Origin of the sequence: Mesorhizobium sp. CA8, from assembly GCF_020164955.1 — a bacterium.
Taxonomy (GTDB): domain Bacteria; phylum Pseudomonadota; class Alphaproteobacteria; order Rhizobiales; family Rhizobiaceae; genus Mesorhizobium.
Genome location: NZ_JAIUHG010000040.1, coordinates 18,637 through 45,109 on the forward strand (window position 1 = coordinate 18,637; position 26,473 = coordinate 45,109).

Sequence of the window (26,473 nt, forward strand, 5' to 3'; positions counted from 1 at the left end):
TCGCATTTGCCAGGATCGCGTAGCGGCAATGTCTTGCCGGTTGAATAGCCGGCTTCAATCAGGCATGTCTCAAATGCGGGTTCGAAGGATTGGGCAACATCAAGTCAATGAGCTGCAGCGCATGATGACGACGCCATGAATTGGAGGCGCTATTTCTGGCCGTTCATAGGCATCGCGGCCGTGGCGTTCTCGCTGTGGCTGCTCATCCACGAACTGCGCGGCATTTCGCTCGACGATGTCTGGGCCGGCATTAACGCCATCCCGCCGCGCGATTGGGTGCTCGCAGCACTGAGCGCGATCGTCGCCTATGCCTCGCTCGCCGGCTACGACCACATAGCGCTGCTGCATATCGGCAAAAAAGTATCGTGGCTGTTCGTCACGCTGTGTTCCTTCACCACTTACGCGGTGTCGCACAATATCGGTGGCTCTGTGTTTTCCGGCGCGGTGATCCGCTATCGCGCCTATGCCACGCGAGGGCTGACCGGCCAGGAGGTCGGCGTGCTGGTGGCGATCTGCTGGTTCACCTTCATCCTGTCCAGTGTTTTCCTCGGCGGCCTCATTCTGCTGTTCGAGCCGCAGATCATCGATCGCTTCACCGGCGCGCCGCATCATGGCGCTGCATTCGCCGCGGGGCTCGCCATGCTTATCCTCATCGGCGCCTACGCCTTCGGCAGCTGGCTGCAGCTAAGACCATTGACGATCGGCAGCTTCCAGCTCCACTACCCGGCGCTGCCGATCGTGGCGCGACAGTTGCTGATCGGACCGGTCGAACTGCTGGGAGCCGCTGCAATCATCTATTTTGCCCTGCCGGAAGTCGGCAATCCCGGCTATTTCGTCGTGCTCGGCGTGTTCATGGTGTCGTTCTCGATCGGGCTTCTGTCGCATGCGCCAGGCGCGCTCGGCGTGTTCGAGGTCGTCTTCCTCACCGGCCTTTCCGACATGGATCCGGTGGGCGTGCTAGCCGCGCTTCTGGTGTTCCGCTTGTTCTATCTCATCATTCCGCTGCTGATCGGCCTTGGCGTGGTGCTCTATTTCGAGCATTCGCAGTACAGCAAAGGCGAAAGCTGAAGCCTTCCCCACGCCCGGCGCAGAGCCAATGCATGCCGTCCAAAGTGCGGAGCGGTTCTGGAAGACGGCATCGGACAAAAGCTCAAAAAAGGCTGCGGTTGATCTCAGCTGCGGGCTTGACTATTTTCCGATGGCGGCTACAAGGCAGCGCTCGCGGCAAATGAGCCCGCCTGCATCGCGTGGCACCAGCCCGCGCCTGCTGGGGAATAGGTTAACGGTAGACCCACGGACTCTGACTCCGTTAGTCCTGGTTCGAATCCAGGTTCCCCAGCCAGTCCTCTTTATGAGGATTTTCAAGGGCTTAAGTAACATTGGAACTCTCTAAGTGTTACAGATAGATGGATCGTCCATGTGGCGTTTTTGCGCCGCGAAAAAGTTGGTCATCCTCGGCGGTTCAACAATTTTGACCACCCGATCCCACCAGCTCCACAGCCGAGCGCGGGAGCGGCGTCCGCGCTGAAGAAATACGCATGTGATCTCCGACGAAATCAGCGAGCAGGTTCATTGCGCTCAAGCGTAATCGCCTTGCCCGCTATGCCCCCAACTACAGCCTCAAACCCGACGAGCCACCGGCCGGGAAGGTAACTGGCAACATCTTCAGTGGGAGGGCTAGTGCGGTTCACCGTTTCACGGAAACGGCGAACCGCACTATCTCCTTGTTCTTACGCAATTCCGGACGGAAAACCGCTCACACTTTTCCTGGAATTGCTCTAGTGCCAGCTTTTCCCGTTCGAAACGAGACAGCATGAGTTCCCGCCAGCATCGGTGCCGGCACAATCGGTGCATTTTTCTGATTCGATGGCCTCCCGCACTCGGTAACCGACAGCTCGCACCCGCCCCCCAGCCCGAGCCGTCGGTTGCCAGTTTTTGGCCTGCACGCTTCGGCTGCCCAGCTACAATTCGTCGCTTATGGCAAGTGAGGCGCCTCACCATCGATGATCAGCCGCTGATGCTCCGAGAAAGAGTGCCAGACCACCTGCCGCGCGTCCCGCTCATCCACCATCTGACCGCACCGGGGGCAGCGGTAGAAATACTCGCTTTCGTGCTCGCAAATCTTTCCGTTGAGGTGAGGTTCGAATGGGCCGAGTTCCGAAAGCTTCGTCATATCGCCTTGTCCATCAGAGGCGTCTTCCGCTTCGGCGGAACGTAGCGCGTGGCCAGCCTTACCGTGTCGGCGTTGACCGTGACGGGAATGCCCAGGTTGACCGCGACCTTCCCTTCGTCGACATGGGTGACGTCGCCGGCCAGTTCGATCTCCTGGCCATGCGTGATCTCTGTCGTCCGGTCGATAATCGGGTGGGGAAAGTCGTAGGAGGGGATCGTCACGCTGACGCTAATCTCCGTCACGCGATCCCGCACCTTCGCGGTGATGGCGACCTCGTCGCCGACGTTCATGCCGCCCTTCGCCATAAAGGGAGTCTGGAGCGGGCAGCGGTTTAGTCAAGCAATCGCTAATGGAACGTTCGATCAGCCACCAAGTTGGGTGAATGCCGGGCGTGGAATCGGCCGCGCCGCTTTGTTGGGAGGTCTCCGGCCTCGCCCGCGCCGTGAGAGGCGTTGGAGAACTCTAGCCAAGAGTCTCGACCACTTTGGACGAGTAGCGCTATGCCCCGTATGGTTTTGGCTTTTGCCTGTATTCTGTGCTCCACCGCGTTGGTTCAGCCAAAGCCATGGCAGCATTTCGGGATCAAGGAATTTGGCTTCATATTCGATGTTCCACCCGGCTTCGCACTGTCGCAGCGTTCGGATCAGGGCGCGGCTTTCGAAGGCGAAAGACGGGCGTTCTTGGCCGTGTGGGGCGCTCGGCTGGGCACGGCCAGTTTTGAAGCCGAGATCGAGCACCGCATGATGCAGGACGAAAAAGAGGGTTGGAGATTGACGTATAGACGCCTTACGCCGAGATGGGCCAGCTATTCGGGTATCAAAGACGGCCAGATCAGGTATGTCCGGGCCATCAAAGTATGCGCCGACCGTGCCGCGCTGTTTACGATCAACTACAGCCGTGATGAAAAGGTGCCCTACGATCCGGTTGTAATTGGCATGGTGCGGTCGTTAAGGGCGGAACGGTGCTAGCGCCGATCCATCGGGCTCTCCGGCGCTTGCCGAACTTAAGAGAGAGGACTCGATGGTCTTCACTGTCATGCGCGCTCCGAATGTGGGCGGCTCTCTTTGAGGCGCTGGATATGTGCTTGTAACCCTTCAACGGAAATGGCCAGTGGGGCAGCACGACATGAAAGCCATCCTGCCCTTTCAGTAGATCGTTTATTTCGTTTGATGAATATCAATTCACGGCGGCAGAACCCACGGACTCTGACTCCGTTAGTCCTGGTTCGAATCCAGGTTCCCCCACCAGTTTTCTACGTATTCGCTGGCAGTTATTGGAATGCGAGACGCTGTGCTATCCGCTATTTACCAGCCCATAACGGCTCTCACCCGCCTACTTTGAGCCCTTCACGGCCAAGTGCCGGTGCCGTTCGAAGATCGCCAGCTTGTGCCCATATGTCATCCGCACCTCGGATCGGCACCCTTCGCATCTGAAGATTTTGATGCTCTTGATCCAGGAGCCTTTCCTGACGATCGTCCTGGAGCAGCGCTGACATTGAAACATCAGGTTCTTGTCGTGCAGGTCGTTTGACAGGGGCATCATCCCTCCTGGCCGAGCAGGCTGTGCCGACATGCCCCTCGTCCACAAGCCCATACCAAACGCTGCAGCACAGAACCGTGAGAGAAGTCACACGATAGTTGCAGCCACCGCCAACATTCCTGCTTGGCCGATGCCGGATCGATGCGCTTCATATATTAGCAATCAACGATGTGTTAATAGCTACAGTGCAGCCTGTTCGAATCGGGACATCTCCCGATCGACGATCCGGCACTCGGTGTGCCGAGACGCTCGACCGATGCGGAGCAAAACGCATGAGTGTCGAAACAGCATTGGCGCAGCTACTGCGCATGATCCACCGTCGCGCCCTGAGTTTGGCGGCACTGCCGGACGATGAGAGAGATCCATATTACGACAGCATCCGCCGGTCTTGTTGCGGAGCAGCCGAGCACATCGGTCAATCCCCCGACAATGCCGCGATCACCGCAAACAGCATGGTCGAATTTACCCGGGCGATGGTCGGCATCATCGAGGCAGGGCGCGGGTAAATCGCTCCTCGACACACTCGCAGCGAGCTCGGGAGGTGCCGAGAAGCGCGGCTACGACGCGTTGCCTGCGACTCGCGAGGTGATAATTGCCATGCGCAGCTCGACGATCGGGCTTCCGGGGCGATCGCTATCTCAGATCCCGCCCCAGATGTTCGAGGACAGATGCTTGGTTGTCGGCATCACCGGCCAGCAAATATCCCGCTGATTGTCGGACGGCATGCCGTTCCGCATCCGCGTTGGCTTGCGGGCATCCTGCGCATATTTCAAGGCCGCGCCCATGCGGTTCAATGTCTTCAATATCGACATAGACTTCATCCCTGGTTCGCCGAAGTCGCGACGGAGACAATCCCCGCCGCCTTCATGATGGCGCCTTAGATGACCGACGATCGTTTCCGCCGCATTGCACGCAAGCGCAAGGCTCGTAACGAGAAGGACAGCCTTTGAAACATTTGCATGCAAACGAGCCGCCATGGCTTGCGAGGCGTCCGGCCGCTCGGCTACTGCGGTTGCCGTTTCGAAACAAATTTGCGCTCAAGCGCCATCAAACCGAAACCAAACTGCAGGAAAACCGCCATCGACCGGCTCGACCGGAATTTAAACAGAGGAAAAATCGAAATGTCCAAGATTGTTTGCAATGCAATTCTCGCTCTTGTTGCTGTCGCCGGCTTTGCTGGTTCGGCTTATGCTCAGCAGGCGGCCCTCAATTCGTGCAGCAACCATGACGATTACTATGCCATGTGCCTGGGCGCCAACAACGGCGGCCACCATGATGGCCGCGGAAGCGATCGTCGTTAATCGACCATCCGCAGAAAAAGCCCCGCAGGCATCACGCCGGCGGGGCTTTTTCGCGCTTCACCGCACTCTACCGGAAGACTTATACCCTCGGGTTGCTAGGTCAATTGCTCGAAGTTCGGAAAGAATGAAACTCGCTGGTGATCACGCCCAGCTTGCGCGCAGGCAGGCCATCCCCTCAACGGAATCAGTGGCAAGTCGGCGTGCATTAGGGCATCGCAGTCGCCGCATCTCATTAGCGTTAACTAATTGTAGACCGCGCTGTCCTATTCTGACACAGCGCGGTCTAATGCCACACAATGACCGTGCAGGCGGCTCTGGCCCAACGCACCCCCGCACCCAGCTGGAGCCGCCACCCTCACCATACTCGGCCGGGTTGAATTAATCCTTACCAAATATCCTTTCTGGTGTGTTTCGCAGAAAGGTCGCCTTGCAACCAAATGCTCGGTCGGTCGAGCACGACGCTTGGCCGTGATCGCAGTTCCGTCGCCAGGAGTCACTCTCGTTACAACGCGGTAGTCTGGCGGTCGCAGGACTGAAACATTGCTACTTTAACGTGCTATCGGTGGGTGCAATGGGAGCGTGTGGCAAAATGTCGATTCCTCAAAACCTGAATGAGACAGATCTCAGATTCGAATGTCCAAGATGCCGGCATCCAATTATCCGGAAAGGCTCCTGGTTCAAGTCCGTGGCTACATTCAAATGCGGGGGCTGCCAAACGTCGATACGGCTTGGATATCCGGCAAAGCTCCGATTGTTCGAGAAACACAGGGAGTCGGCCAGCCCTGATCGCATCAGCCAAGCCTAATAAGTTCGCGTCATCTCATCCCGACCAGGCGATGCCTCCGCTTGTATTAGTCTTCGAGTATAGTGGCCGTCCCTGGTCGATTAGTTTTTCAGAAAAAGAACGCGGTGAACCGCTCCGCCGCCTCGTACCCAGCGATGCCCTTGATCTCGAGGAAATCCTCCAGACCATATTCGGCATATTCACGGCCGTTGCCGGACTGCTTGTAGCCACCGGAGGGCAGGCCCGCGTCCCAGGTCGGGTAGTTGATGTAGACATTGCCGGAGCGCATGCGGGCGGCCGCCTGGCGCGACCGAAGACCGTGTCGTTGGCCTGCTCGACCGACTGCGCAGGCCATTGAGCCCTGATCCTGGTAGCCATTGCCACGCTCCGATTCCCGGTCATCCGGCAATCCTCTTGCTCATATAAACGGTCGTGCCGTTCATGAACGGCTCTTCCCGGTCGACCGAGTAGCCCTGTCTTTTGTAGAGCGACACATTCGCTTCGAAGGCGCCGTTGGTCAGCAGGCGAAGCTCATGGCGCCCGGCCTCGCGCGCCTTGCCCTCTGCCCGCTCCAGCAACAGCCGGCCGATCCCTTTGCCTTGCGCCTCCGGCGCGACGCAGACATTTTCGATCCAGAGGTGATCGTCATGCGCGATGGTTTCGATCAGCCCGACGATGCGTTTGTCCTCGATGGCGAGGTCGAATGGATGCTCGGCGACGGCCTTGTCGTAGTCGGCGCGCATCGGCAGCGCCTCGCGGCCGATAACCGGCACCCATTTGGCATAGGCGGCGCGCACGAAGTCGCGGATGGCGGCGGCATCCGCCGCCTCGGCCGCCCGAAACCGGATGGAAGAATCGATGGTCATTGCAAGGCTCCAGATATGAAAAACCCCGCCGGCTGAAGTCGCGGGCCGGGCAGGAACGAACGAACCGGATCTATCCTATCGGGCTTTATCGTCGCGCAACTAGCCTGCCGCTCGGCACTCGGCGAAGGCGACGTCGCTTGGCATTGGCGGGCGCGAGGGTTGACATTGCGGCAAGCTGCAGGAGGAACCGACGAGCGTCAAGGCTCGGCCGGTGTCGGTCATTAGGCCAACCCGCTGGCAGGCCAACCCATTGCCGGCTCGCCAATCGTTCGGAAAAATCAATCATTATAACTATAATAATTCGTTGGAAAGATTGGTTCGGGAATGGCATTTCGGGGACGAACGTGTCTGGAGAATTGAATTGTCTTTCCTGCCTGTCACCGCGAACGATCTTCCAAACAGCCTGAACCCGGCCAATGCCGGACGCGAGCGCCCCGCCATCGCTTGGGCCTCGACCGGCGTTGTGCCGGGACTGGTGCTGGTGGCGATGATCACCAGCGTCGCCTATTCGGCGCGCGGTTTCTCCGGCCTCACTTTGTTCAGCCCGATGATCTTGGCTGTCGTCGCCGGCATGATCTATTCCAACGTGCTCGGCGTGCCCGCCCATGCCAAGGCGGGCATCGCCTTTTCGCAAAAGCGTCTGCTGCGCTTCGCCATCGTGCTGCTCGGCTTCCAACTCACGCTCGGCCAGGTGGTGGGGATCGGCCTCGGCGGCGTCGGCATCGTCGCGGCCACGCTTGGCGCCACCTTCCTCTTCACCGTCACGCTCGGCAAGCTGATCGGCGTCGATGCCAAGCTCGCGCAGCTTATCGCCGCCGGCACCTCGATCTGCGGCGCCTCGGCGATCGTCGCCACCAACATCGTCACCGATGCGCGCGACGAGGACGTCACCTATGCGGTTGCCGCGATCACGCTGTTCGGCACCGTCGCCATGCTCGGCTTTCCGCTGCTGGCGCCGGTCTTCGGCCTGGACCAGCACGCCTTCGGCCTGTGGGCGGGAGCCTCGATCCATGAGGTGGCGCAGGTGATCGGCGCAGGCTTCCAGAATGGAACGCTTGCCGGCGAGACGGCGACCGTCGCCAAGCTGACGCGCGTCGCCCTGCTGGCGCCGATGGTGATCGCGCTCGGCGTCATGGCACGCCGCGGCAGCGGCGATGGTTCCGGCGCCAAGCCGCCCATGCCCTGGTTCGTCGTCGCCTTCGTCGCGGTCGTGGCGCTGAACAGCCTGATTGCGGTCCCGGCCCAGATCCATACCGCAATCGCTTCGGCCGCGCAGGTCATGCTGACCATGGGGCTCACCGCCATGGGCCTTCAGGCCGATATTTCCCAGCTGCGCTCGCGCGGTCTTCAGCCTCTGGTGCTGGCCTTCTCGGCGTTCATCTTCATCGCGGGCTTCAGCCTGACACTGGTGAAGCTCGTCTGAGGTAGCCCGAGACCGGCCTCACCTCAGTCCTCGTCATCGTCCTCGAACTCACAGGCCGCGACATAGATCGCGGCGAGTTTCTCGATGCCCGCCTGGTCTTCCTTGTCGAAGCGGCCGGGCAGCGGACTGTCGAGATCGAGCACGCCGAACGCGCCTTCGGCATCGCGCAGAAGCACGACCAGCTCCGAGCGCGAATCGGCATCGCAGGCGATATGGCCGGGAAATTCGTTGACGTCCTTGACCAGCATCGACATGTCGAGCTCGATGGCCTTGCCGCAGACACCCTTGCCGACGGCGATACGAACGCAGGCGGGCTTGCCCTGGAACGGCCCGAGCACCAGCTCGTCGTCGGAGGCGAGGAAATAGAATCCGGCCCAGTTGAGGTCGGGCACCATCTGGTAGATCAGCGCCGCGGTGTTGGCGGCATTGGCGACGGAATCGCCCTCGCCTTCCAGCAGAGCCTTCAATTGCACCGCCAACTCCTTGTAGAAGGCCGGCTTGTCCTTGGTGTCGATGGCCGTTGCCGCGAACATTCGTGTCGTCTCCGTTGCAAGCCGGCCGCACGGCCAGCTACAGTTCACCTCTCTTTGCCACCAAAACCGCCGCCGGGAAACAGTCTATCGTGACCTCCAGCCATTCCAGAACAGCGACGGCGAGGACGATCCGCATCGCCGCCGCCGTCATCCGCGACGACGGCGGCAGGCTGCTTCTGGTACGCAAGCGGGGCACCAGCGTCTTCATGCAGGCCGGCGGCAAGATCGAGCCGGGTGAATTGCCTGCCGCCGCCCTTGCGCGCGAATTGCGGGAGGAGTTGGGCGTTGCCGTCGATCCGGCCGCGGCCTGCCATCTCGGCTCGTTTTCTGCGCCCGCCGCCAATGAGCCGGACGCCTGCGTCGAGGCCGAGCTGTTCGAACTCTCCATCACCGGCGAGCCGGTGCCGGCGGCCGAGATCGAGGAGATGATGTGGCTTAAGCCGGAGCTGGCAAGCGGCATGGAACTCGCTCCGCTTACCGCCGATATCGTGATGCCGCGCTACGGCCGCCGGCCGTGAGTTCACGCGGCCAGGAAAAACCGACGGGCGGAGCGCCCCTCACCTTTGCGGTGCTGGTCTTTCCCGGCTTTCCGATGATGGCGTTTTCTTCCGTCATCGAACCCTTACGCGCCGTCAACATTCTTGCGAAGCGCGACTGCTACCGTTGGGTGATCGTCGGCGCCGATCGAGGCACGGTCGAGGCCTCCAACGGCGTCGTCATCCAGCCCGGCTTCTCGGCCGCCGACGCGCCGAAGGTCGACCGCATCGTCGTGTGTTCCGGTGGCGATGCCGATCATGTCGTGGCCGATGAAGCGATGAGTTGGATCCGCAAAAGCCTGCGCGGCGGCGCGCATATCGGCGCTGTCGCTGACGCCGCATTCTTCCTCGCCCGCGCCGGCCTGCTCGACGGCCATGCCTGCACCTTGCACTGGACCAGCCAGGCCGCCTTCGCCGAGGCTTTTCCGGATATCGATCTTCGGCGCGATCTCTTCGTGATCGACCGCAAGCGCTTCACCTCGGCCGGCGGCGTCGGCAGCCTCGACATGATGCTGGAAATTATCACGCAAGACTATGGCGCCGAGATCGCGGCGGGTGTCGCCGAATGGTTCGTGCACTCGCCGTTGCGGTCGAGCGTCGACCGCAAGCTGATGCCGCTCAGGCTGCGCACCGGCATTAAGAACGAGCTGGTGCTGTCGGCCATCGCGATCATGGAAGATGCGGTTGAGGAAAGGCTCGGCATGGCGGAGCTGGCGCAACGGCTCGGCGTCTCGCCCGACAAGCTCGAGCGCAGTTTTCGCGCCGAGCTGGATATCTCGCCCAATGGATATTACCGGCGGCTGCGACTTAAGCGGGCTGCCGACCTGCTGGCGCATTCGACGCTGATGGTGCGCGATGTGGCGCTGGCCTGCGGCTTTGCGTCGATGTCGAGCTTTGCAAGGGCGTTTCGTGAGGAGCATGGGCACGCGCCGAAAGCGATGCGAAGGCACTAGGGCTTATTGGCCCACGTCGAGTTCCTTCACACCCCCCTCTGTCCTGCCGGCCATCTCCCCCGCAAGGGGGGAGATTGGATGTCGCTTCGGCTTTCGCTAACCGCCGACGTTGCAGGGGAGCGCCGTCGGCGGAACTGCTGATCTCCCCCCTTGCGGGGGAGATGGCCGGCAGGCCAGAGGGGGGTGCTGTCCCGCCGACGCTGTACCTTGACGACGATTCGAAACTTGCGGCGTCCGGCACGACATTTGCGGGAATCCGCACACACTTTGTGTGGCGTATAGATCATGTTCTCCACAACAGGAGGCCGCGCATGAGCATCGTCGTATTCGACCCCGACAGCACCGAGGATGTGGACTTCAAGGACCGCATGCGCCACCCAGCCGCGGCCGATCCCGCCGGCGGCATGTGGCTGTCCGACACCGAGCCGTCCTTCATCGACGCTGACGCGCTGCGCAAGGGGCGACTGGCGAAACTGTGCGCCTGGATGCGCGAGGCGGGTTATGGCGGCGTCGTTTTGTTCGATCCCTACAACCAGCGCTACGCCACCGGCTCGCGCAACATGTTCGGCTATTTCCTGCGCAACTCGACGCGCTACTTCTTCGTGCCCACCGAGGGGCCCATCGTGCTGTTCGAATATCCGCAGAGCTATCATGTCTCGATGGTGCTCGACACGATCGACGAGGCGCGGCCATCGAAGCTGGTGTGGTCCTCCGTCTCGGGCCGTGACGACGAGACCGCCGGGCCGTTCGCCGACGAGATCGCCGAGTTGCTCAAGAAGCATGGCGGCGGCTCGATGAAGCTTGGGCTCGACCGCTGCAGCCATCTGCAGGCGCTGGCGCTGGAAAAGCGCGGCTGCGAGGTGAAGGACTGCCAGGGCGAAATCCTCGCCGTGCGTGCGGTGAAGACGCCGGAGGAAGTGAAATGCCTGCTGGCTTCGATGGCGGGCGCCGAGGCCGCAGTGGCGGCCGTGCGCGAGGCGATCAAGCCCGGCGTTTCCGAGAACGAGCTGTTCGCCATAATGTATGGTGAGGTGATCCGGCAAGGCGGCGAGTTCATCGAGACCCGGCTGCTCACTTCGGGACAGCGCACCAATCCATGGTTCAACGAGGCGAGCGGGCGCAAGATCAGGCCGGGCGAGTTGCTGGCGCTCGATACCGATACGATCGGCTGCTACGGCTATTATTCCGACTTCTCGCGCACCTTTCGCTGCGGTCCGGGCAAGCCGACACCCTACCAGAAGTCGCTCTACCGCATGGCGCACGACCAGGTGCAGCACAATATCAGCATCGTGAAGCCCGGCATGGCGTTCCGCGAGATCGCCGAGAAGGCGTGGAAGATCCCGGACCACTTCGTCGACCAGCGCTACACCTCGGTCATGCACGGCGTCGGCATGCATGGCGAAACGCCTTTCATCGCGCATGCGATGGACTACGAGACCTATGGCCGCGACGGCATCATCGTGCCCGGCATGGTGGTGAGTGTGGAAAGCTATATCGGCGAGAAGGGCGGCCGAGAGGGCGTCAAGCTGGAGGATGAGATCCTGATCACCGAGACCGGCACGGAATTGCTTTCGCGCTTCCCGTATGAAGACGAGTTTCTTGACAATTAACGCCGACGCACCGACAGCACATTCCGCATGAAAACGACCATTTCCATCCGGCGCGGCACGGTGGCCGCTGTGTTCATCGATCTCCAGGAGGAGCATCGCAAGGACAAACGCTATCTGGTAGAGGGCTTTGCCGACGTCCTCGCCAATGTGCGGCGCCTGCAGGAGGCGGCGCGGCGCAATTTCGTGCCGCTCTACCACTGGGCCTATATCGTCGATCTCGCCGAGGCGCGGCCTTTCCATCCGGTCGACGAAAGCGGCAAGTCGGCCTTTTCCGACAAGGACGATCCGCTGACCGCGATCTGCCATGAAGTGGCGCCGCAAGATAGCGAAGCCATGCTGGTCAAGCAGGAAGCCAGCGCCTTCGGCAAGAACGATTTTGGCGACAAGCTCAAGGCTTCCGGCATCGAATGGCTGGTCATCGCCGGGGTCTGGACCGAGGCCTGCATCGACGCCACCGTGAAGGACGCGGTGGCGCGCGGTTTTCGCGTGCTTTTGATCAAGGATGCCTGCGGCAGCGCCAGTGCCGCCATGCACCAGACCGGCATCCTCAACCTCGCCAACCGTCTCTATGGCGGTGCCGTCACCAACACGCTCGACGCCTGCCGGCTGATGGCGGGAGACACCGTGGAGGTGTGGCAGGTCGAGGGTTCGGTGCCGCTGCGTTTCACCTTCGAGAACGCGGCGCAGCTCTACGCCGAGCTCTGACGGCAGTGGCCAGCGCCCCGACCGATCCGGCGAGCCGCGGCAAATATGCCGATCGGCTCGTTCCGGACTTGTGGAACTATATCGACGAGATCAACAGCTGGTATCCGCCTGAGATCGTCGCCGCGCCCATTACAGAGCAGCGCGCGGTCTATGATCGGATGTGCGTCGCGTTTCACCAAGGTCATCCGGAAGGCGTGACGACCAGCGACGGTCTCGTAACGACGACCGCGCATTCGATCCCGTTCCGATACTACCGCATGGCGGACAAGACGGCGGCGGCGATCGTCGTCTATTACCACGGCGGCGGTTTTGTTCTTGGCGACCTCGACAGCCACGACGACATCTGCGCCGAGATCTGCGCCAGCACCGGTTTCGAGGTGGTCTCGGCCGACTACCGGCTGGCCCCGGAGCACCTGCATCCAGCCTCCTTCGACGATGCGCTGGCCGTGTTCGAATGGGTCGCGGCGACCAGCACGCTGCCGATCGTGCTTTGCGGCGAAAGCGCCGGCGGCAACCTCGCCGCCGCGGTGGCGCAAGCGACGCGGCGCCGTGAAAGGCACGCTGTTGGCCAGATGTTGATCTATCCGGAGCTGGGCGGCGACGAGACCGGGCGCTCTTATGTCGAGCATGCCCAAGCGCCGCTGCTGACGCTCGCCGACATCGAGTTCTGTCGGCGCATTCGGTCTGCGCCTGGACAGTCGCAGGACGATCCAACGTTGTCGCCGCTTCGAGACCACGATTTCTCCGACCTGCCGCCGACGATCATCGTCACCGCCGAATGCGATCCGCTGACGTCGGACGGTGAGGTCTACCGTGACCGCATCCTCGCCGCCGGCGGGCAGTCGTGGTGGCGCGAGGAGCCGCGGCTGGTGCACAGCTTTCTGCGCGCTCGAACGACCGTGCCGCGCGCGGCGGAGGCGTTTCGGAGGATTGTCGCCGATATTGACGCGCTCGGCGCAGCGACGAAGCGCTGATCTTTCCCTTAGGAGCGTTGGGAGAGATCCTGCAGGGCAGATGGCCTGTGAAGGATCGCGGCGCCGGAAGATCAAGGTTCCTCGCCCCACGTAAGTGGGGAGAGCTGGCTCGGCGAAGCCGAGACGGAGAGGGGAGCGCCCTACGAAGGCTGCCCCTCTCCGTCCGCTTCGCGGCCACCTCTCCCCCCGCCTTCGGCGGGGGCGAGGAACCCAAGCTTGGTTACCCTGCGGAACAGCGCACAAGAACTGCGGAAACTCAACCATTTCGCGGCGGAAAGCGGACCTATCATTCCCTCGCAGACAACGGCGCTCCAGCGGACGCATCCGCCCCCGCACGGCGGCCCGGAGCGCCCAACAACAGAGGGAACGACGATGAAATTCATGCTGACCGACAGAAAACTGCACCCGCGTGCCAAGCCGATCGCCGACGATTTCAAGAAGGGCGCGATCAGCCGGCGCGAATATCTGGCTTTGATGGCCGGCTTCGGCGTCAGCGCCGCCGGCGCCATGGCGCTGGGCGGTATCGCTCCCTCGCCTGCCCGCGGCGCCGAGCCGAAAAAGGGCGGCGTGCTGCGCGTCGCGATGAACGTCAAGGGCTTCAAGGATCCGCGCACCTTCGACGGCGTCGAGATGTCGAATGTCGCGCGCCAGTGCAACGAATATCTGGTGCGCTGGAAAACCGACTTTTCTTTCGAGCCCTGGCTGTTGGAAAGCTGGGAGACCAGCGACGACGCCAAGACGATCACGCTTCACGTGCGCAAGGGCATCACATGGTCGAACGGCGACACTTTCAACGCCGACGACGTGATCCACAACCTCAACCGCTGGTGCGATGCCTCGGTCGCGGGCAATTCTGTCGCGGCGCGCATGGGCGCGCTGGTCAATGCCGACACCAAGAAACCCGTCGACGGCGGCATCCAGAAGATCGACGACTACACCGTCAAGCTCAACCTGCCAAAGCCCGACATCTCGCTGATCGCCGGCATGGCCGACTATCCGGCGCTGATCATGCACCGCTCCTATGAGGGCGATGCCGATCCGAAGAAGGCTTTGGCCATCACCACCGGCCCTTGCGAGCTGGTCAGTTGGGATGCCGAGACGGGCGCCGAGGTGAAGCGCAAGGACAAGCTCTGGTGGAAGGGCGAGTTCTATCTCGACGGCATCAAATGGGTCGACTACGGTTCCGATCCCAACGCCATGCTGTCGGCCTTCGAATCCGGCGAGATCGACACCGACCACGAAACCGCGTCGGATGCCGTGTCGCAGACCGAGCAGATGGGCCTGCAGAATTCCGAGATCGCCACCGGCTCGACCATCGTCGCGCGCTTCAATGTCTCCAACGCGCCCTATGACGACGTCAAGGTGCGCCGCGCCGCCCAGTTTGCCGTCGACAATGCGGCCGTGCTGAAGCTCGGGCTCGACGGCCGCGGCAAGTCCGCCGACAACCACCATGTCGGCCCCATGCATCCGGAATTCGCCGATATCGGCCCGGCCAAGCGCGATGTCGAACGGGCCAAGAAGCTGATTTCGGAATCCGGCAAGGCCGACCACGAATATGAGCTGATCTCGGTCGACGTCGAATGGCAAAAGAGCACCGCCGACGCGATCGCGGCGCAAATCCGCGAGGCCGGCCTGAAGATCAAGCGCACCGTGCTGCCGGCCGCGACGTTCTGGAATGACTGGGCCAAGTTCCCCTATTCCTGCACCGAATGGCTCGGCCGCCCGCTCGGCGTGCAGGTGCTGGCATTGGCCTACAAATCGGGCGGCGCCTGGAACGAAAGCGGCTATTCAAACAAGGAATTCGACGAGCTTCTCGACAAGGCGCTGGCCACGCCGGACGCCGCCCAGCGCAAGGAGATCATGGCCAAGATCGAGACCAATTTGCGCGATGCCGGCATCATCATCCAGCCCTATTGGCGCTCGGTCTACCGCACCTATCGCAAGGGCGTGCAGGGCTGCGAACAGCACCAGGCGCTTGAGCAGCACTTTGAGAAAGTCTGGCTGGAGAGCTAGTCCGCTGGGGGATGGGCCGGGCCGGCGTGCTCAGTTGAGCACGCCGACCGATCGGTAGCGGAACTAACTGCCTTCGATTGCCGGTGATGGTTGCTGGGGCGGCACCATCACCTGGACGGGGACAGATCGCCTCCCCTCCAATATCTCCAGAGCTGCGCGGCGAGCACGTTGAGTCACCTCTTCCTGATCGGCCCAGCTTTGTGGAGCGTATGCTCCCTTGAGAATCTCGATATCGTCAATGGTGACGTTTACCGCTCTCCCGACTTCCCGGATGAGTTCGGCGACCATGGTGTCCCTCCGATCCAGCATGCGTGACCGGGTCGCGATGTCATCAGTTGTCCATTGTGGATCATTGAAGAGATCCATCAGACCACGTCGCCTCTTCATCACCTCTGCATCGCGATTAAAATGGACTGGGACTAAGTTCAGGGCGTTCACGAACTCCGTTGACAGGCCATGCCGTCGCGAGAGTGCCAATGAACGGAAAACGTCAAAACGACTTTGATGCCGTCGATCTTTGTTCTGGTACCAAAGCGTGATTGCTACAGCGACTATTGGGCCGATTATGATGGCCGCGATATCCCACCAATGACTTGCCATGAATGCCCCGCGCGAGGTCCGGTTTATTGTGACGCTGACCAGCTAGAGAACGCAACAAGAACACCTTAGATTTGGCGTGGCGCAGGTTCAAAATCAAGGCCAGCACTGAATTGCTAAGAAGCGAGAGCCCGGCCGGAATCTTCCGGCCGCGCCAGGATTGCCCAAGCCTTGAAGCCGGTCCTGATGCTCTACGAGAAGATCTCCGCCAGTTCGTCGACACTAGTGCCTTCCTTGACCCGGCGCAGCTCGACATAGGTGACCGCGATAGCCACCGACATCACCGCGGAGAAGATGGTCGACAGTAGACTGCTGCCGACCGCGCCGACGATGATCCCCCTGGTGGTAATTCCGCCACTCAGCACGGCGGCTTGGAACAGCAAGGTGAAAATCACCTGAAGCGCCATTGCCGCTATGCCGATGACCAGAAACAGGAAGAATATCCGCCAGCGGCTCCCCTTCGTCAGAGTTCTGCTTCGTGAAATCGCGGCGAACACACCGGGTCTTTCCTGGACCACGACGGGCACAGCGACCGATATGCTGATCAACCACATTGCTATGGGAATCATGGCCAGAAGCGCGATAATTCCGCCAACGATCGGTATGATCATTGCGACGACACCGAGCACTAACGCCGCCAAAACCAATGCAAGAATGATTACGAGGCCAGTTCCAAGCGTGGGAAAGAAACTGCGCAGCGCGATGTGTATGCAGTCGCCAATTGCCGGGCGCTTGCCGTTCAGATCCTCGATTGTGGCTCGCACCAGCGCAGCTTGCGCGAGAAAAGCCAGCGCCAGAAGGACCAGACCAGCGACTAGTGAAACAACACCGTAATGTCCTATGGTGGACCTTTCGAAGGTGGCGATATCGCCACTACTTGTCATCCTGGCAACCTGCGTCAGGTTCCAGATATTATATAACAGCGAAGGCAGCATTGAAAAAAGGCCGAGGATAGCCGCTAGCGTAGCGAAGCTGCGACCGATAACCGAAAAAGTATTGCTGAAAGCCCGGCCGATGCTGAATGTCTCCGAGCGGCCGCTCGCTATGGAAGCCATTTTGTATCCCCCGCTAATTCAAATCGAAAAATTGGAAAGTATAAACCACCAACATTGATACTTGCGGTTGGGCCCGCTTGCAATTGTCATGGCGTATTGCCAGTCTCGGCCCGAACCGCAGGTTGCAGGGGGAACGAGCGGGTGACAGCCGCAGGAACGGAAGAGGCCGGACGGCTGGCGCAGTTGCACAAGCAACTGCTGGCCGACGATTCGATCCAGTTCGCCTTGCCGACCTACGTGCGGCCCGAGCCGCCGGAGTGGCTGAAGCCGTTTCTGGATGGCTTGGCAAAGCTCGGTCCCTATATGATCTATCTGTTCTGGGGCGCGGTAATCATCGGCGTCGCGATCATTGCTTTTCTGCTTTTCCTCGAGGCGAAAGGCCTTGCCTGGCGTCTGCCATGGTGGAAACGCGAAGAGACCGAAGCGAAAGAAGAGTGGCGCCCGGACGCGGGGGCTGCCCAGGTCCTGCTCTCCGAGGCCGATGCCCTCGCCGCGCGCGGCGAATATGACGAGGCCGTGCATCTTCTGTTGCGCCGCAGCGTCTCAGACATTGCCACCAGGCTGCCCGATTTCCTGCGGCCATCGCTGACCGCGCGCGACATCGCCGCCGCCAGCTCCATCCCCACCCGACCGCGCGCCGCCTTCAGCGAGATTGCGCGCATCGTCGAGGCAGCCTTGTTTGCCCGCCGACCCGTCGGGGTCGAAGGCTGGCGGCAGGCGCGCGGCGCCTATGAGCGTTTCGCCTTTCGGGACGCCTGGGCATGAGCGCGCAACCAGCCGAGACAGCCGAGGCTCCGTTCAGCCGCAAAACCCTGTTCTGGGGCATTTTCGCCAGCCTGCTGGCGGCGGCCGGATTTTTCCTTCTGTCCACCTACGCGCCGGATTTTCGCCAGCCCCAAGGCGGCGCCACGCCGCTTTCGAAAGGCGGCACCGGCTATGCCGGGCTTGTCGCATGGCTGAAGCTGACCAACGGACAGGCGCCGCCGATGGAACGTGGCGAGAAGGACCTTGCCTCCCCACTGGCATCGACTTTCCTGCTCGTCGTCACCATCGCGCCGGGCAGCGACACGGCCGCGCTCGATCGCCTCATCAAGTTGCGCTCCGGCAAGAACACGCTGTTCGTCCTGCCGAAGTGGCAGACCTTGCCGTTGTTCGGCCATGACGGCTGGGAGGCTAAGGCAGAGCGGCTGCCCAATAGCGTCGTCAACGATTGGCTCGGCCGCATCGCCAAGGCTAAGCTCGGCGAGGCAAAGAGCACGCTCTCGCAAATCAACGTCGCCGGCCGCATGGTACCCGCGCCGGACGAGCTGCAATGGGTGGCGGACGACCATCCGCTGATCGCGGCGGGCGACGGCAGGGCTATCCTGACCGAACTCGACAACGAACCCTTCTACATCCTCACCGACCCCGATTTCATCAACAACTTCGCGCTGAAGGACGAACAGACGGCGATCGCCGCCCTCGACCTGATCGCCATGCTGGAGCCCGCCAAGGGCGCCGTCAGGTTCGACCTGACGCTGCACGGCATCGGCGGTAACTACGATCTCGCCAAGCTCTTGGTCGAACCGCCTTTCCTGGCGCTGACGCTGTCGGTGCTTGTAGCGGCCGCGCTCGCCTTCCTGCACGGGCTCGGCCGCTTCGGCCCACCGCGCGCGGAGGGACGCGCCATCGCCTTCGGCAAGCGGGCGCTGGTCGACACCACGGCGACGCTTTTGAAGCGCGCCGGGCGGCTGCAGGGGCTCGGCGACCGCTATGCAACGTTGATGCGCCAGCGCGCCGCCGCGCTGTTTGGCGCACCGCACGGGCTGCAGGGCGAAGCGCTCGACCGCTGGCTCGATTCCCGCGACAAGGGCGAGGCGCACGGCTTCACCGCGCGGTTCAAGGCAGTTAACGATTCCAACAGTTTGGCCGGAATGCACGAAGCAGCAGAGAAGCTGCATGACTGGACGGCAAGGAGGCTCGGTGAACGTCGATGAAGTGAAGGCCCTGGCGAGCGCGATCAGGGAAGAAGTCGCGAAAGCGATTACCGGACAGCGCGACACGGTCGACCTGATGCTGGCGGCGCTGTTTGCCGGGGGGCATATCCTGCTCGAAGGCCCGCCTGGCACCGCCAAGACGATGACGGCGCGCTGCTTCGCCCAGGCGCTCGGCGTCGCCTATGGCCGTATCCAGTTCACGCCCGACCTGATGCCCGGCGATATCGTCGGCGCCAACATCTATAATTTCCAGACCGGGCAGTTCACGCTAACGCGCGGCCCGATCTTCTGCGACTTGCTTCTCGCCGACGAAATCAACCGCACGCCGCCAAAGACCCAGGCCGCCCTGCTCGAGGCCATGCAGGAACACGCCGTCACCTTCGACGGCACCACGCATCCGCTGGGTCGGAATTTCATGGTGGTGGCGACGCAGAACCCGATCGAGCATCAGGGCGTCTATCCGCTGCCCGAAGCGCAGCTCGACCGCTTCCTGTTCAAGCATCGGGTGAGCTATCCGGATCTCAGAGAAGAGCGCGCCATCATCGTGCATCACGGCGGCGGCTCGGCCTCGCACGATATCGAGCAATACGGCATCGAGGCGCAGACGGACCGCAAGACGCTGGAAGCTGCTCTCGCCACGGTCGGCGATGTCACGCTGGTCGACGATGTCGTCGGCTATATCGCGGCCCTTGTGCGCGGCACGCGCGAAAGCCCCGACCTCGAGGTCGGCGCCAGCCCGCGCGCGGGCGCCATGCTGGCGAGAGCCGCGCGCGCCAGGGCGGCGCTCGACGGCCGCAACTACGTCATCCCGGACGACGTCAAGGCTTTGGCCGTGCCGGCACTGCGCCACCGCGTCGTGCTTTCGCCGGCCGCGCAGATCGACGGGCGGCTGGTTGAACAGATCGTCTCCGACCTCGTCGATTATACGGAAGCGCCGCGTTGATCTATCCGAGCGGGCGAGCCGTCTGGGCAGCGGCGGCGGGGGCAATCCCCGCCTTCCTGATCGCGCTCGCTTTGCCGCATGTCTGGTATCTCGGCCTGTTGTGGATCTGCGTGCTTCTCGCCTTCCTGGCGGTGGACGCTGCCGCGGGGCGAGGCCGGGCCTCACTCGATGCCACACTGACGGCGCCGCCGCAGGTGGGTATCGGCGGACGCTTCACGTTGCACATCGCGGCCGGTGTCGGGGCAAAGCTAAGGCGCCTGCAGGCGCGTGTCGGGCACGACCAGCGGCTGCAGCCGGTCGCGGGCACCGGCGGCGCGCTGCCGGCCAATGGCGGCACGCTCGATCTCGACTTCGAGGCGATCCGCCGCGGCATTGCCAGCTTCGACCGGCTGTGGCTGCGCTGGCAGGGACCGTTCGGACTGGTGTGGAACCAGGTCATATTGCCGGTCGACCGCAAGGTTGCGGTGCTGCCCAACGTCAACAGCGCGCGCGATGAGGCGATCACGCTCTTGCAGCGCTCGGCCCTTGCCGACGGCCATGCGCAGAAGCGTGCCGGCCAGGGCCGCGAGTTCGAGTCGCTGAAGGATTACCAGCCCGGCATGGGCCGGCGCATGATCGACTGGAAGCGCAGCGCCCGCCACGGCAAGCTACTGGCGCGCGAGTTCCGGATCGAAGAGAACAACAACATCGTTCTGGCCATCGATAGCGGCCGGCTGATGTGCGAGCCGGTCGACGGCGTGCCGAAGGTCGACCGCGCGGTGACGGCGGCGCTTCTGTCGGCCTTCATCGCGCTAAAAGGCGGCGATCTCGTCAGCCTGTTTTCCTTCGATGCCAGGCCGCGCGTCTCCAGCGGCGCGGTGCGCGGCTCGCCGAGCTTCACCATGATCCAGAAGCGCGCCGCCGAGATCGACTATTCGACCGAGGAGACCAACTTCACGCTGGCGCTGACCACGCTGTCGGCGAAGCTCGACCGGCGATCGCTGGTCATCGTCTTCACCGATTTCGTCGATCCGATCAGCGCCGAACTGATGCTGCGCACCGTAGGCCGGCTGACCGAACGGCATCTCGTGCTGTTCATGCTGATGAAGGATGTGGAACTCGAAACGCTGGCCGACATGGCGCCGGCTGCGCCCGAGGATGTCGCCCGCTCGGTCACCGCCGGCGACCTCCTGCGGCAGCGGCAAGTGGTGATCGGCAGGCTCAGGCTGCTTGGCGCGCATGTCATCGAGGCCGACCACCAGCGGCTCGGTCCGGCGCTGGTCGAGCGCTATATCCAGCTCAAGGAGGAGAACCTTCTATGACGCTGTCCGCCGGCACCGACGCGGTTCGCCAGTCACTGGCAAGCTTCCGCCAGGAGCGGGAAGCCGACTGGAAAGCCTTCGAGGCGCTGCTCGCGCGCGTCGAGAGGCGCGCGCCGCGCGCGCTGTCGGAAGACGAGCTGCTGTCGCTGCCGCTGCTCTACCGCTCGGCGCTGTCGTCGCTTTCGGTGGCGCGCGCGACCTCGCTGGACAGCGCGTTGATCGCCTATCTCGAGGCGCTGTGCCTGCGCGGCTATTTTTATCTCTATGGCGCGCGGCGATCTTTGAGGGCGCGCATCGGCGACTTCTTCCTGCAGGACTGGCCGGCGGCGATCCGCGACCTTTGGCGCGAGGTGTGGACATCGGTCGGGTTGACGGTGATCGGCGCGATCGCCGGCTATTGGCTGGTCGCCGCAGACAAGCGCTGGTACGACGCCATCATCGCGCCGAGCCTGGCGGGCGGGCGCAACCCGGATTCGTCGGCCGAGGCGCTGCGCAGCGTGCTTTACGGCGGCGGCGACCATTTCCTGTCGGGGTTCGCCGCCTATCTCTTCACGCACAACACACAAGTCTCGATGCTGGCCTTCGCGCTGGGCTTCGCCTTCGCCGTGCCGAGCGTGCTGATCATCCTGATGAATGGCTGCATGCTCGGCGCCATTTTCCAGATCTATGCCGCCAAGGGCCTAGGCTTCGAGCTCGGCGGCTGGCTTTCGATCCATGGCACGACGGAGCTGTTCGCCATCGCCATCGCGGGAGCTGCCGGCATGCGCATCGGCACCAGCATCGCCTTTCCCGGCGAGCTGACCCGCATGGCTGCCGCAGCACGAGCCGGACGCGTCGCGGCGACCGCAATGATTGGCGTCACGGTGATGCTGCTTTTCGCCGGACTGTTGGAAGGCATCGGCCGGCAGACGATCACCAGCGACCTCGCCCGCTATTCGATCGGCGGCGGCATGCTGGCCTTGTGGATCTGCTATTTCTACCTGTTCCGGATGGTGGGGCATGGCGACCGTTAGGACAGCGAAGGTCAAGAACCCGGTAGTGCTGATCCGCCCGCTGGTCACGCCGGAAGGCGTCGACCTCAGGGTCAAGCTGGCCGACGCCGGCACCCGGGCTTCGGGCTTCCTGCTCGACGTGGTGATCATCATCGTCGCGGCGGTCGTGGTAAGCCTCGTCGCGCTGTTCGGCCTTGCTGGGCTTGGCATCCAGGATGCGCAGCCGCTGTTCATCGTCTGGATCATCTTCATCTTCTTCCTGCGCAACGTCTATTTCATCGCTTTCGAAGCAGGACGGCGGGCAGCCACACCGGGCAAGCGCATGGTTGGCGTCAGGGTCGCGTCGCGCAGCGGCGCCGGCCTTACGCTCGACCAGGTCATCGCGCGCAATCTGATGCGCGAGATCGAAGTTTTTCTGCCGCTGTCGATCCTCGCCGCGCGCGCCAGCGCCGATGTCGCCGACACGCTGACGACCGTCTTCGGCCTGGTCTGGGCGTTGCTGTTCTCGCTGTTTCCGCTGTTCAACCGCGACCGGCTCAGGATCGGCGATCTGCTTGCGGGCACTTGGGTGGTCGAGGCGCCGAAAGTGGCGCTGCTCGAGGACCTGTCGCTGCGCAAGGACTTGGTCGCGGACCGCTTCCAGTTCAGCCCCGCGCAGCTCGACGCCTATGGCATCGCCGAATTGCAGAAGCTCGAGGAAGTGCTGCGCCGCGACGATCATTCCGCGCTGAAGGCGGTGGCGGAGACCATCGCCCGCAAGATCGGCGCCCGGGTCGAGCCGATCGATTCAAAGGCTTTCCTCACCGCCTATTACGGCGAGCTCCGGGCGCATCTGGAGCGCAAGCTGCTGCTTGGGAATAGGAAGGCGGATAAGTACGCGCGGTAGGCCCGTGGCGATAGCTGAGAAAACGTCGGCGCTGCCCCTCATCGCCCTGCCGGGCATTTCTCCCCGTACAGTGACGGGGAGAAAGACGCTGTCGAGGGCGATTCACCAATCTCAAACGCTGCAGGGGCGATGAGATCGCGGCCATCCCCCTTCTCCCGTCACTATACGGGGAGAAGGTGCCGACAGGCGGATGAGGGGCGGCGCCAGCCTACGAAATGACATTCCTACCCCACCCACTTCTCGTAATCCGACACCAGCAGGTGCAGCGGCGCCACATCCTCGTCGATGTTGGAGAAGCGGCCGATCGGGTCGCGGAAGACGTTGTCGGTGAGGTCGTCATTGACGGTCGAGACCTCGCCGATCAGCACGTCCTTGCCCTCGGCCCAGAAGGCGTGCCAGACGCCGGGCAGCAGCGTCACGCTCTGGCCCGGATCGAGCTTCAGCAGCCCGCCCGCCGGCAATCTGGTGATGGTGCCGTCGACCGGCACCGAGACCTCGGCTTTCGGGTCGATGCCGCCGTCGCGGTCGTGCATGAACAGTTCCAGCACCAGCTTGCCGCCGCCGCGGTTGATGATGTCCTCGGCCTTGATGTTGTGGCGGTGCATCGGCGAGAGTTGGTCCTTGCGCGAGATCATGATCTTCTCGGCATAGAGCATGCCCATGCCGAGCTTCATGTCCTCGTAACGGCCGTTGCGCACGGTGAACAGGAACAGGCCCAGTTCGTCGAACTTCTCTTGGCCGTAGTCGGTGATGTCCCAGCCGAGACGCGAGGTGAAGATCGCCGCGGAATCGGCCTTGTGCGCCTTCATCTCTTCCGGCGACCAATAGGCGAAGGGCGGCATGATATAGCCGAAGGAGCGGATGAAGGCGTCGGCTTCGCGGATGATGTCGTTGATCTTGGAGCGCTTCATGGGTTCTCTTCCTTCCGGCCGCCTGCTGAAATCTGTCCTTCCGAATAGCCCAATGCCGGTCCTCTGTCGACGCAAACCGACGGGTCTGGCCCCGTGACATGGGCCGCGTTCGGGGCCATAAACCCAGCTGATTTATTTTAACGCAATGTCTTTGTCCCACAGCGGATCGCCGCTCGGAAGACATGCTCGGACGGGTGATCTCATGGCAAGCATAGACGACCTCGACACACCGGCGATCCTCATCGATGCAGCCCGCGCCGAGGCGAACATCAAGAAAGCGCAGACCCATGCGGACGCTCACGGTCTGAAGCTCCGCCCGCATATCAAGACGCACAAGCTGCCTTACTGGGCGAAGAAGCAGGTGGCGGCGGGCGCCGTCGGCATTACCTGCCAGAAGATCGGCGAGGCCGAGGTGATGGCCGATGCCGGGTTGACCGACATTTTTCTCCCTTACAACATCCTTGGTCGCGCCAAGCTGGAGCGGCTGAAGGCGCTGCATGTGCGCGTCACGCTATCGGTGACAGCGGACAGCCGTGACACTTTGGAGGGCCTTGCCGCCACCTTCACCGACGCCGGCCATCCGCTGCAGGTGTTGGTCGAGTGCGACACCGGCATGGGCCGCTGCGGCGTGCAGAGCGCCGACGAAGCGCTGACGCTGGGGAAAGTGATCGACCAGGCCAACGGCCTCGCCTTCGGCGGGTTGATGACCTATCCGGCGGCCGGGCGCGCCGCCGAGGCTGACGCCTGGCTGAAGACCGTGCGCGGCGCGCTTGCCGCGGCGGGGCTCGAATGCGAACGCATCTCCAGTGGCGGCACGCCGGACATGTGGCGCTCCGGCGAGGACAGCGTCGTCACCGAATACCGGCCCGGCACCTACATCTATCTCGACCGCTACCAGGTCGCCAAAGGCGTCGGCACGCTGGATGACTGCGCGCTGACCGTGCTGGCAACCGTGGTCAGTCATCCTACGCCAATCCGCGCCATCCTCGACAGCGGCAGCAAGGCGCTGTCCTCCGATACGCTCGGCCTGCCGGAATTCGGCGAGCTGCTCGGCGTGCCGGGCGCCCGCGTCACCGGCTTGAGCGAAGAGCACGGCACCGTCACGCTCTCCGACGGCGCCAAGCTGCGCATCGGCGACCGCGTGCGCGTCGTTCCCGATCATTGCTGCGTGGTGACGAATTTGTTCGACCAGGTGCATCTGGTCGACGGTGACAAGGTGCTGGAAACGCTGCCGGTGGCGGCGCGCGGACGAATGGGGTGAGCCCTACTGTCGCTCGGCCTGCCTCGCGGCAACTCTGCGCATAGCGGTCACGCGCCGCCTGAAAATCTCCGTGCGCATGGCCATCAGGTGCAGGGCGAAGAACAGCACCGTGAAGCCGAGCGCCATTACGGCCAATGGCCACAGCATCGAAGGGTCGATGGTCGGGCCGCCGAGGCGGAAGACCGAGGCCGGCTGGTGCAACGTGTTCCACCAGTCGACCGAGAATTTGATGATCGGGATGTTGATGAAGCCGACCAGCGTGATGATGGCGGCGGCCCAGGCGGCGCGGCCGGCATCGTCCAGCGCACGCGTCAGCGCGATGATGCCGAGATACATCAGGAAGAGCACGAAGACCGAGGTCAGCCGCGCGTCCCACACCCACCAGGTGCCCCACATCGGCTTGCCCCAGATCGAACCGGTGATCAGCGCCAGCGCGGTGAAGGTGGCGCCGATCGGGGCCGCCGCTTTCAGGGCGACGTCGGCCAGCGGATGACGCCAGACCAGCGTGCCCAGCGCCGAGATCGCCATGATCGTGTAGCACATCATGGCGAGCCAGGCGAAAGGCACGTGGATATACATGATGCGCACCGTGATGCCCTGCTGGAAATCCTCCGGCGCGGTGAAGCTCATATAGAGGCCAACGCCAAGCAGGATCGCTGCGACTGCGGCGAGCCACGGAATGACCTTATCGGCCAGCCCGACGAAGCGCGTCGGGTTGGCGAGATCGGTCCAGCCGGCAAGGCGTGAGGTGGTGTCACTCATGCCGACTTAAATAGACCGGAGATGGGTCTGGGGCAATCGGGGGAAGGCGTCGCAGGAAGAGGCACCCTGCCTTCTCCCCGTGTGGGAGAAGGTGGATCGGCGCGCAGCGCCGAGACGGATGAGGGGTGTTCCAGCGAAATGAGACGCCGAACAGTGCGGCAGCAATGCACCCGGCTGTCGATCGGATGCTAGTACCAAGCTGGAGCACCCCTCATCCGGCCGCTTCGCGGCCACCTTCTCCCACAAGGGGCCTGTTGCGCAGTTAGCGAGGACAGGCTCGCGGAGCGATTTGGTCGCGAGGCCTCGCTCCGTTTTGGCTTTTGGGGTGGAATTGAGGGTGGCGGTGTGGCCTCAGGCCGGATTGCAGGCGCACCTATCC

At 62.8% G+C, this 26,473-nt stretch carries 27 protein-coding genes, 1 tRNA gene and 1 pseudogene; 19 read left to right on the forward strand and 10 right to left on the reverse strand.

Going from position 1 to position 26,473, the window contains the following annotated elements:
- Positions 1-135 precede the first annotated feature (135 nt).
- Entirely contained in the window at positions 136-1,068 is a 933-nt protein-coding gene (locus LB553_RS28970) for a lysylphosphatidylglycerol synthase transmembrane domain-containing protein (protein ID WP_224518384.1), read from the forward strand.
- A gap of 200 nt (positions 1,069-1,268) precedes the next feature.
- Positions 1,269-1,342, forward strand: a tRNA-Gln gene (locus LB553_RS28975).
- A 633-nt stretch (positions 1,343-1,975) separates the two neighbouring features.
- On the opposite strand, the gene LB553_RS28980 is transcribed toward LB553_RS28975, so the two are convergent.
- Both LB553_RS28980 and LB553_RS28985 read right to left on the reverse strand, forming a co-directional pair.
- On the reverse strand, positions 1,976-2,173 hold the full coding sequence (locus LB553_RS28980) for a hypothetical protein (RefSeq protein ID WP_224518385.1): 198 nt from the start codon (positions 2,171-2,173) through the stop codon (positions 1,976-1,978).
- Positions 2,170-2,463 (reverse strand): hypothetical protein, encoded by a 294-nt coding sequence (locus tag LB553_RS28985; protein ID WP_224518386.1) that lies wholly within the window; start codon positions 2,461-2,463, stop codon positions 2,170-2,172. Before LB553_RS28985 ends, LB553_RS28980 begins: the two co-directional genes overlap by 4 nt.
- 210 nt (positions 2,464-2,673) lie before the next feature.
- On the opposite strand from LB553_RS28985, the gene LB553_RS28990 reads away from it, so the two are divergent.
- Together LB553_RS28990 and LB553_RS28995 are read left to right on the forward strand one after the other, a co-directional pair.
- Positions 2,674-3,141 (forward strand): hypothetical protein, encoded by a 468-nt coding sequence (locus tag LB553_RS28990; protein ID WP_224518387.1) that lies wholly within the window; start codon positions 2,674-2,676, stop codon positions 3,139-3,141.
- A gap of 843 nt (positions 3,142-3,984) precedes the next feature.
- A complete protein-coding gene (locus tag LB553_RS28995) occupies positions 3,985-4,218 on the forward strand; it encodes a hypothetical protein (RefSeq protein WP_224518388.1) in 234 nt (77 codons plus the stop codon).
- A gap of 132 nt (positions 4,219-4,350) precedes the next feature.
- Here LB553_RS28995 and LB553_RS29000 read toward each other — a convergent pair whose 3' ends face one another.
- Positions 4,351-4,689: a hypothetical protein gene (locus LB553_RS29000; protein WP_224518389.1), complete on the reverse strand. Its 339-nt coding sequence runs from the start codon at positions 4,687-4,689 to the stop codon at positions 4,351-4,353.
- A gap of 144 nt (positions 4,690-4,833) precedes the next feature.
- Between LB553_RS29000 and LB553_RS29005 the strand changes: the two genes are divergently transcribed.
- Positions 4,834-5,013 carry a hypothetical protein gene (locus LB553_RS29005; protein WP_224518390.1) on the forward strand — a complete coding sequence of 60 codons (180 nt, stop codon included), beginning with the start codon at positions 4,834-4,836 and terminating at the stop codon, positions 5,011-5,013.
- 893 nt (positions 5,014-5,906) lie between these two features.
- On the opposite strand, the pseudogene LB553_RS29010 reads toward LB553_RS29005, so the two are convergent.
- Positions 5,907-6,098 (reverse strand): annotated as a pseudogene (locus tag LB553_RS29010) (aldehyde dehydrogenase family protein); the annotation flags it as partial.
- A gap of 97 nt (positions 6,099-6,195) precedes the next feature.
- Complete coding sequence (locus tag LB553_RS29015) at positions 6,196-6,663, reverse strand: GNAT family N-acetyltransferase (RefSeq protein ID WP_224518391.1); 468 nt, start codon at positions 6,661-6,663, stop codon at positions 6,196-6,198.
- A gap of 361 nt (positions 6,664-7,024) precedes the next feature.
- On the opposite strand from LB553_RS29015, the gene LB553_RS29020 reads away from it, so the two are divergent.
- On the forward strand, positions 7,025-8,086 hold the full coding sequence (locus LB553_RS29020) for a YeiH family protein (RefSeq protein WP_224518392.1): 1,062 nt from the start codon (positions 7,025-7,027) through the stop codon (positions 8,084-8,086).
- 23 nt (positions 8,087-8,109) lie between these two features.
- Here LB553_RS29020 and LB553_RS29025 read toward each other — a convergent pair whose 3' ends face one another.
- Positions 8,110-8,619 (reverse strand): GAF domain-containing protein, encoded by a 510-nt coding sequence (locus LB553_RS29025; protein ID WP_224518393.1) that lies wholly within the window; start codon positions 8,617-8,619, stop codon positions 8,110-8,112.
- Positions 8,620-8,708: 89 nt separating this feature from the next.
- Here LB553_RS29025 and LB553_RS29030 point away from each other — a divergent pair, with 89 nt between their 5' ends.
- The 6 genes from LB553_RS29030 to LB553_RS29055 all read left to right on the forward strand — a co-directional run bounded on the left by LB553_RS29030 (position 8,709) and on the right by LB553_RS29055 (position 15,410).
- Positions 8,709-9,137, forward strand: a complete 429-nt coding sequence (locus LB553_RS29030) for an NUDIX hydrolase (protein WP_224518394.1) — start codon at positions 8,709-8,711, stop codon at positions 9,135-9,137.
- Positions 9,138-9,211: 74 nt separating this feature from the next.
- Positions 9,212-10,108 carry a GlxA family transcriptional regulator gene (locus LB553_RS29035; RefSeq protein WP_263484295.1) on the forward strand — a complete coding sequence of 299 codons (897 nt, stop codon included), beginning with the start codon at positions 9,212-9,214 and terminating at the stop codon, positions 10,106-10,108.
- A gap of 311 nt (positions 10,109-10,419) precedes the next feature.
- Positions 10,420-11,718, forward strand: coding sequence for a M24 family metallopeptidase (locus LB553_RS29040; protein WP_224518396.1), 1,299 nt, complete (start codon positions 10,420-10,422; stop codon positions 11,716-11,718).
- Positions 11,719-11,745: 27 nt separating this feature from the next.
- On the forward strand, positions 11,746-12,423 hold the full coding sequence (locus LB553_RS29045) for an isochorismatase family protein (protein ID WP_224518397.1): 678 nt from the start codon (positions 11,746-11,748) through the stop codon (positions 12,421-12,423).
- Positions 12,420-13,397, forward strand: coding sequence for an alpha/beta hydrolase (locus LB553_RS29050; RefSeq protein WP_412033389.1), 978 nt, complete (start codon positions 12,420-12,422; stop codon positions 13,395-13,397). Before LB553_RS29045 ends, LB553_RS29050 begins: the two co-directional genes overlap by 4 nt.
- Before the next feature lie 372 nt (positions 13,398-13,769).
- Positions 13,770-15,410, forward strand: a complete 1,641-nt coding sequence (locus tag LB553_RS29055; protein ID WP_224518399.1) for an ABC transporter substrate-binding protein — start codon at positions 13,770-13,772, stop codon at positions 15,408-15,410.
- A gap of 63 nt (positions 15,411-15,473) precedes the next feature.
- Here the strand turns inward: LB553_RS29055 and LB553_RS29060 are convergent, their stop codons facing one another.
- The gene (locus LB553_RS29060) at positions 15,474-16,010 is read right to left on the reverse strand and encodes a DUF6680 family protein (protein WP_224518400.1); all 537 of its coding nucleotides are present in this window, start codon (positions 16,008-16,010) and stop codon (positions 15,474-15,476) included.
- Between the two features lie 188 nt (positions 16,011-16,198).
- The gene (locus LB553_RS29065; RefSeq protein ID WP_224518401.1) at positions 16,199-17,062 is read right to left on the reverse strand and encodes a hypothetical protein; all 864 of its coding nucleotides are present in this window, start codon (positions 17,060-17,062) and stop codon (positions 16,199-16,201) included.
- Between the two features lie 141 nt (positions 17,063-17,203).
- Between LB553_RS29065 and LB553_RS29070 the strand changes: the two genes are divergently transcribed.
- From LB553_RS29070 to LB553_RS29095, 6 genes are read left to right on the forward strand one after another with little or no spacing between them, the layout of a single operon-like run.
- On the forward strand, positions 17,204-17,827 hold the full coding sequence (locus LB553_RS29070) for a DUF4129 domain-containing protein (RefSeq protein ID WP_224518402.1): 624 nt from the start codon (positions 17,204-17,206) through the stop codon (positions 17,825-17,827).
- Positions 17,824-19,038: a DUF4350 domain-containing protein gene (locus LB553_RS29075; protein WP_224518403.1), complete on the forward strand. Its 1,215-nt coding sequence runs from the start codon at positions 17,824-17,826 to the stop codon at positions 19,036-19,038. Before LB553_RS29070 ends, LB553_RS29075 begins: the two co-directional genes overlap by 4 nt.
- Entirely contained in the window at positions 19,025-19,981 is a 957-nt protein-coding gene (locus tag LB553_RS29080) for an AAA family ATPase (RefSeq protein ID WP_224518404.1), read from the forward strand. Before LB553_RS29075 ends, LB553_RS29080 begins: the two co-directional genes overlap by 14 nt.
- Positions 19,978-21,282, forward strand: a complete 1,305-nt coding sequence (locus LB553_RS29085; protein ID WP_224518405.1) for a DUF58 domain-containing protein — start codon at positions 19,978-19,980, stop codon at positions 21,280-21,282. Before LB553_RS29080 ends, LB553_RS29085 begins: the two co-directional genes overlap by 4 nt.
- On the forward strand, positions 21,279-22,295 hold the full coding sequence (locus LB553_RS29090; RefSeq protein ID WP_224518406.1) for a stage II sporulation protein M: 1,017 nt from the start codon (positions 21,279-21,281) through the stop codon (positions 22,293-22,295). Before LB553_RS29085 ends, LB553_RS29090 begins: the two co-directional genes overlap by 4 nt.
- Complete coding sequence (locus LB553_RS29095; protein ID WP_224518407.1) at positions 22,282-23,160, forward strand: RDD family protein; 879 nt, start codon at positions 22,282-22,284, stop codon at positions 23,158-23,160. The genes LB553_RS29090 and LB553_RS29095 overlap by 14 nt, the downstream gene beginning before the upstream one ends.
- Before the next feature lie 224 nt (positions 23,161-23,384).
- On the opposite strand, the gene LB553_RS29100 is transcribed toward LB553_RS29095, so the two are convergent.
- Positions 23,385-24,071 carry a D-lyxose/D-mannose family sugar isomerase gene (locus tag LB553_RS29100; protein ID WP_140684126.1) on the reverse strand — a complete coding sequence of 229 codons (687 nt, stop codon included), beginning with the start codon at positions 24,069-24,071 and terminating at the stop codon, positions 23,385-23,387.
- 202 nt (positions 24,072-24,273) lie between these two features.
- Between LB553_RS29100 and LB553_RS29105 the strand changes: the two genes are divergently transcribed.
- A complete protein-coding gene (locus LB553_RS29105) occupies positions 24,274-25,332 on the forward strand; it encodes a D-TA family PLP-dependent enzyme (RefSeq protein ID WP_224518408.1) in 1,059 nt (352 codons plus the stop codon).
- A 3-nt stretch (positions 25,333-25,335) separates the two neighbouring features.
- Here the strand turns inward: LB553_RS29105 and LB553_RS29110 are convergent, their stop codons facing one another.
- Positions 25,336-26,094 (reverse strand): heme ABC transporter permease, encoded by a 759-nt coding sequence (locus LB553_RS29110; RefSeq protein ID WP_224518409.1) that lies wholly within the window; start codon positions 26,092-26,094, stop codon positions 25,336-25,338.
- Positions 26,095-26,473: the final 379 nt, after the last annotated feature.

Bases quoted from the DNA above. Each gene is read 5' to 3' on its own strand.
- LB553_RS29110 (WP_224518409.1), bottom strand. From the start codon at position 26,094: ATGAGTGACACCACCTCACGCCTTGCCGGCTGGACCGATCTCGCCAAC.
- LB553_RS28985 (WP_224518386.1), bottom strand. From the start codon at position 2,463: ATGAACGTCGGCGACGAGGTCGCCATCACCGCGAAGGTGCGGGATCGC.
- LB553_RS28995 (WP_224518388.1), top strand. From the start codon at position 3,985: ATGAGTGTCGAAACAGCATTGGCGCAGCTACTGCGCATGATCCACCGT.
- LB553_RS29035 (WP_263484295.1), top strand. From the start codon at position 9,212: ATGATGGCGTTTTCTTCCGTCATCGAACCCTTACGCGCCGTCAACATT.
- LB553_RS29045 (WP_224518397.1), top strand. From the start codon at position 11,746: ATGAAAACGACCATTTCCATCCGGCGCGGCACGGTGGCCGCTGTGTTC.
- LB553_RS29000 (WP_224518389.1), bottom strand. From the start codon at position 4,689: ATGGCGGCTCGTTTGCATGCAAATGTTTCAAAGGCTGTCCTTCTCGTT.
- LB553_RS29100 (WP_140684126.1), bottom strand. From the start codon at position 24,071: ATGAAGCGCTCCAAGATCAACGACATCATCCGCGAAGCCGACGCCTTC.
- LB553_RS29005 (WP_224518390.1), top strand. From the start codon at position 4,834: ATGTCCAAGATTGTTTGCAATGCAATTCTCGCTCTTGTTGCTGTCGCC.
- LB553_RS29075 (WP_224518403.1), top strand. From the start codon at position 17,824: ATGAGCGCGCAACCAGCCGAGACAGCCGAGGCTCCGTTCAGCCGCAAA.
- LB553_RS29015 (WP_224518391.1), bottom strand. From the start codon at position 6,663: ATGACCATCGATTCTTCCATCCGGTTTCGGGCGGCCGAGGCGGCGGAT.
- LB553_RS29025 (WP_224518393.1), bottom strand. From the start codon at position 8,619: ATGTTCGCGGCAACGGCCATCGACACCAAGGACAAGCCGGCCTTCTAC.
- LB553_RS29040 (WP_224518396.1), top strand. From the start codon at position 10,420: ATGAGCATCGTCGTATTCGACCCCGACAGCACCGAGGATGTGGACTTC.
- LB553_RS29095 (WP_224518407.1), top strand. From the start codon at position 22,282: ATGGCGACCGTTAGGACAGCGAAGGTCAAGAACCCGGTAGTGCTGATC.
- LB553_RS29055 (WP_224518399.1), top strand. From the start codon at position 13,770: ATGAAATTCATGCTGACCGACAGAAAACTGCACCCGCGTGCCAAGCCG.
- LB553_RS29060 (WP_224518400.1), bottom strand. From the start codon at position 16,010: ATGGCAAGTCATTGGTGGGATATCGCGGCCATCATAATCGGCCCAATA.
- LB553_RS28970 (WP_224518384.1), top strand. From the start codon at position 136: ATGAATTGGAGGCGCTATTTCTGGCCGTTCATAGGCATCGCGGCCGTG.
- LB553_RS29105 (WP_224518408.1), top strand. From the start codon at position 24,274: ATGGCAAGCATAGACGACCTCGACACACCGGCGATCCTCATCGATGCA.
- LB553_RS29065 (WP_224518401.1), bottom strand. From the start codon at position 17,062: ATGGCTTCCATAGCGAGCGGCCGCTCGGAGACATTCAGCATCGGCCGG.
- LB553_RS29090 (WP_224518406.1), top strand. From the start codon at position 21,279: ATGACGCTGTCCGCCGGCACCGACGCGGTTCGCCAGTCACTGGCAAGC.
- LB553_RS28980 (WP_224518385.1), bottom strand. From the start codon at position 2,173: ATGACGAAGCTTTCGGAACTCGGCCCATTCGAACCTCACCTCAACGGA.
- LB553_RS28990 (WP_224518387.1), top strand. From the start codon at position 2,674: ATGCCCCGTATGGTTTTGGCTTTTGCCTGTATTCTGTGCTCCACCGCG.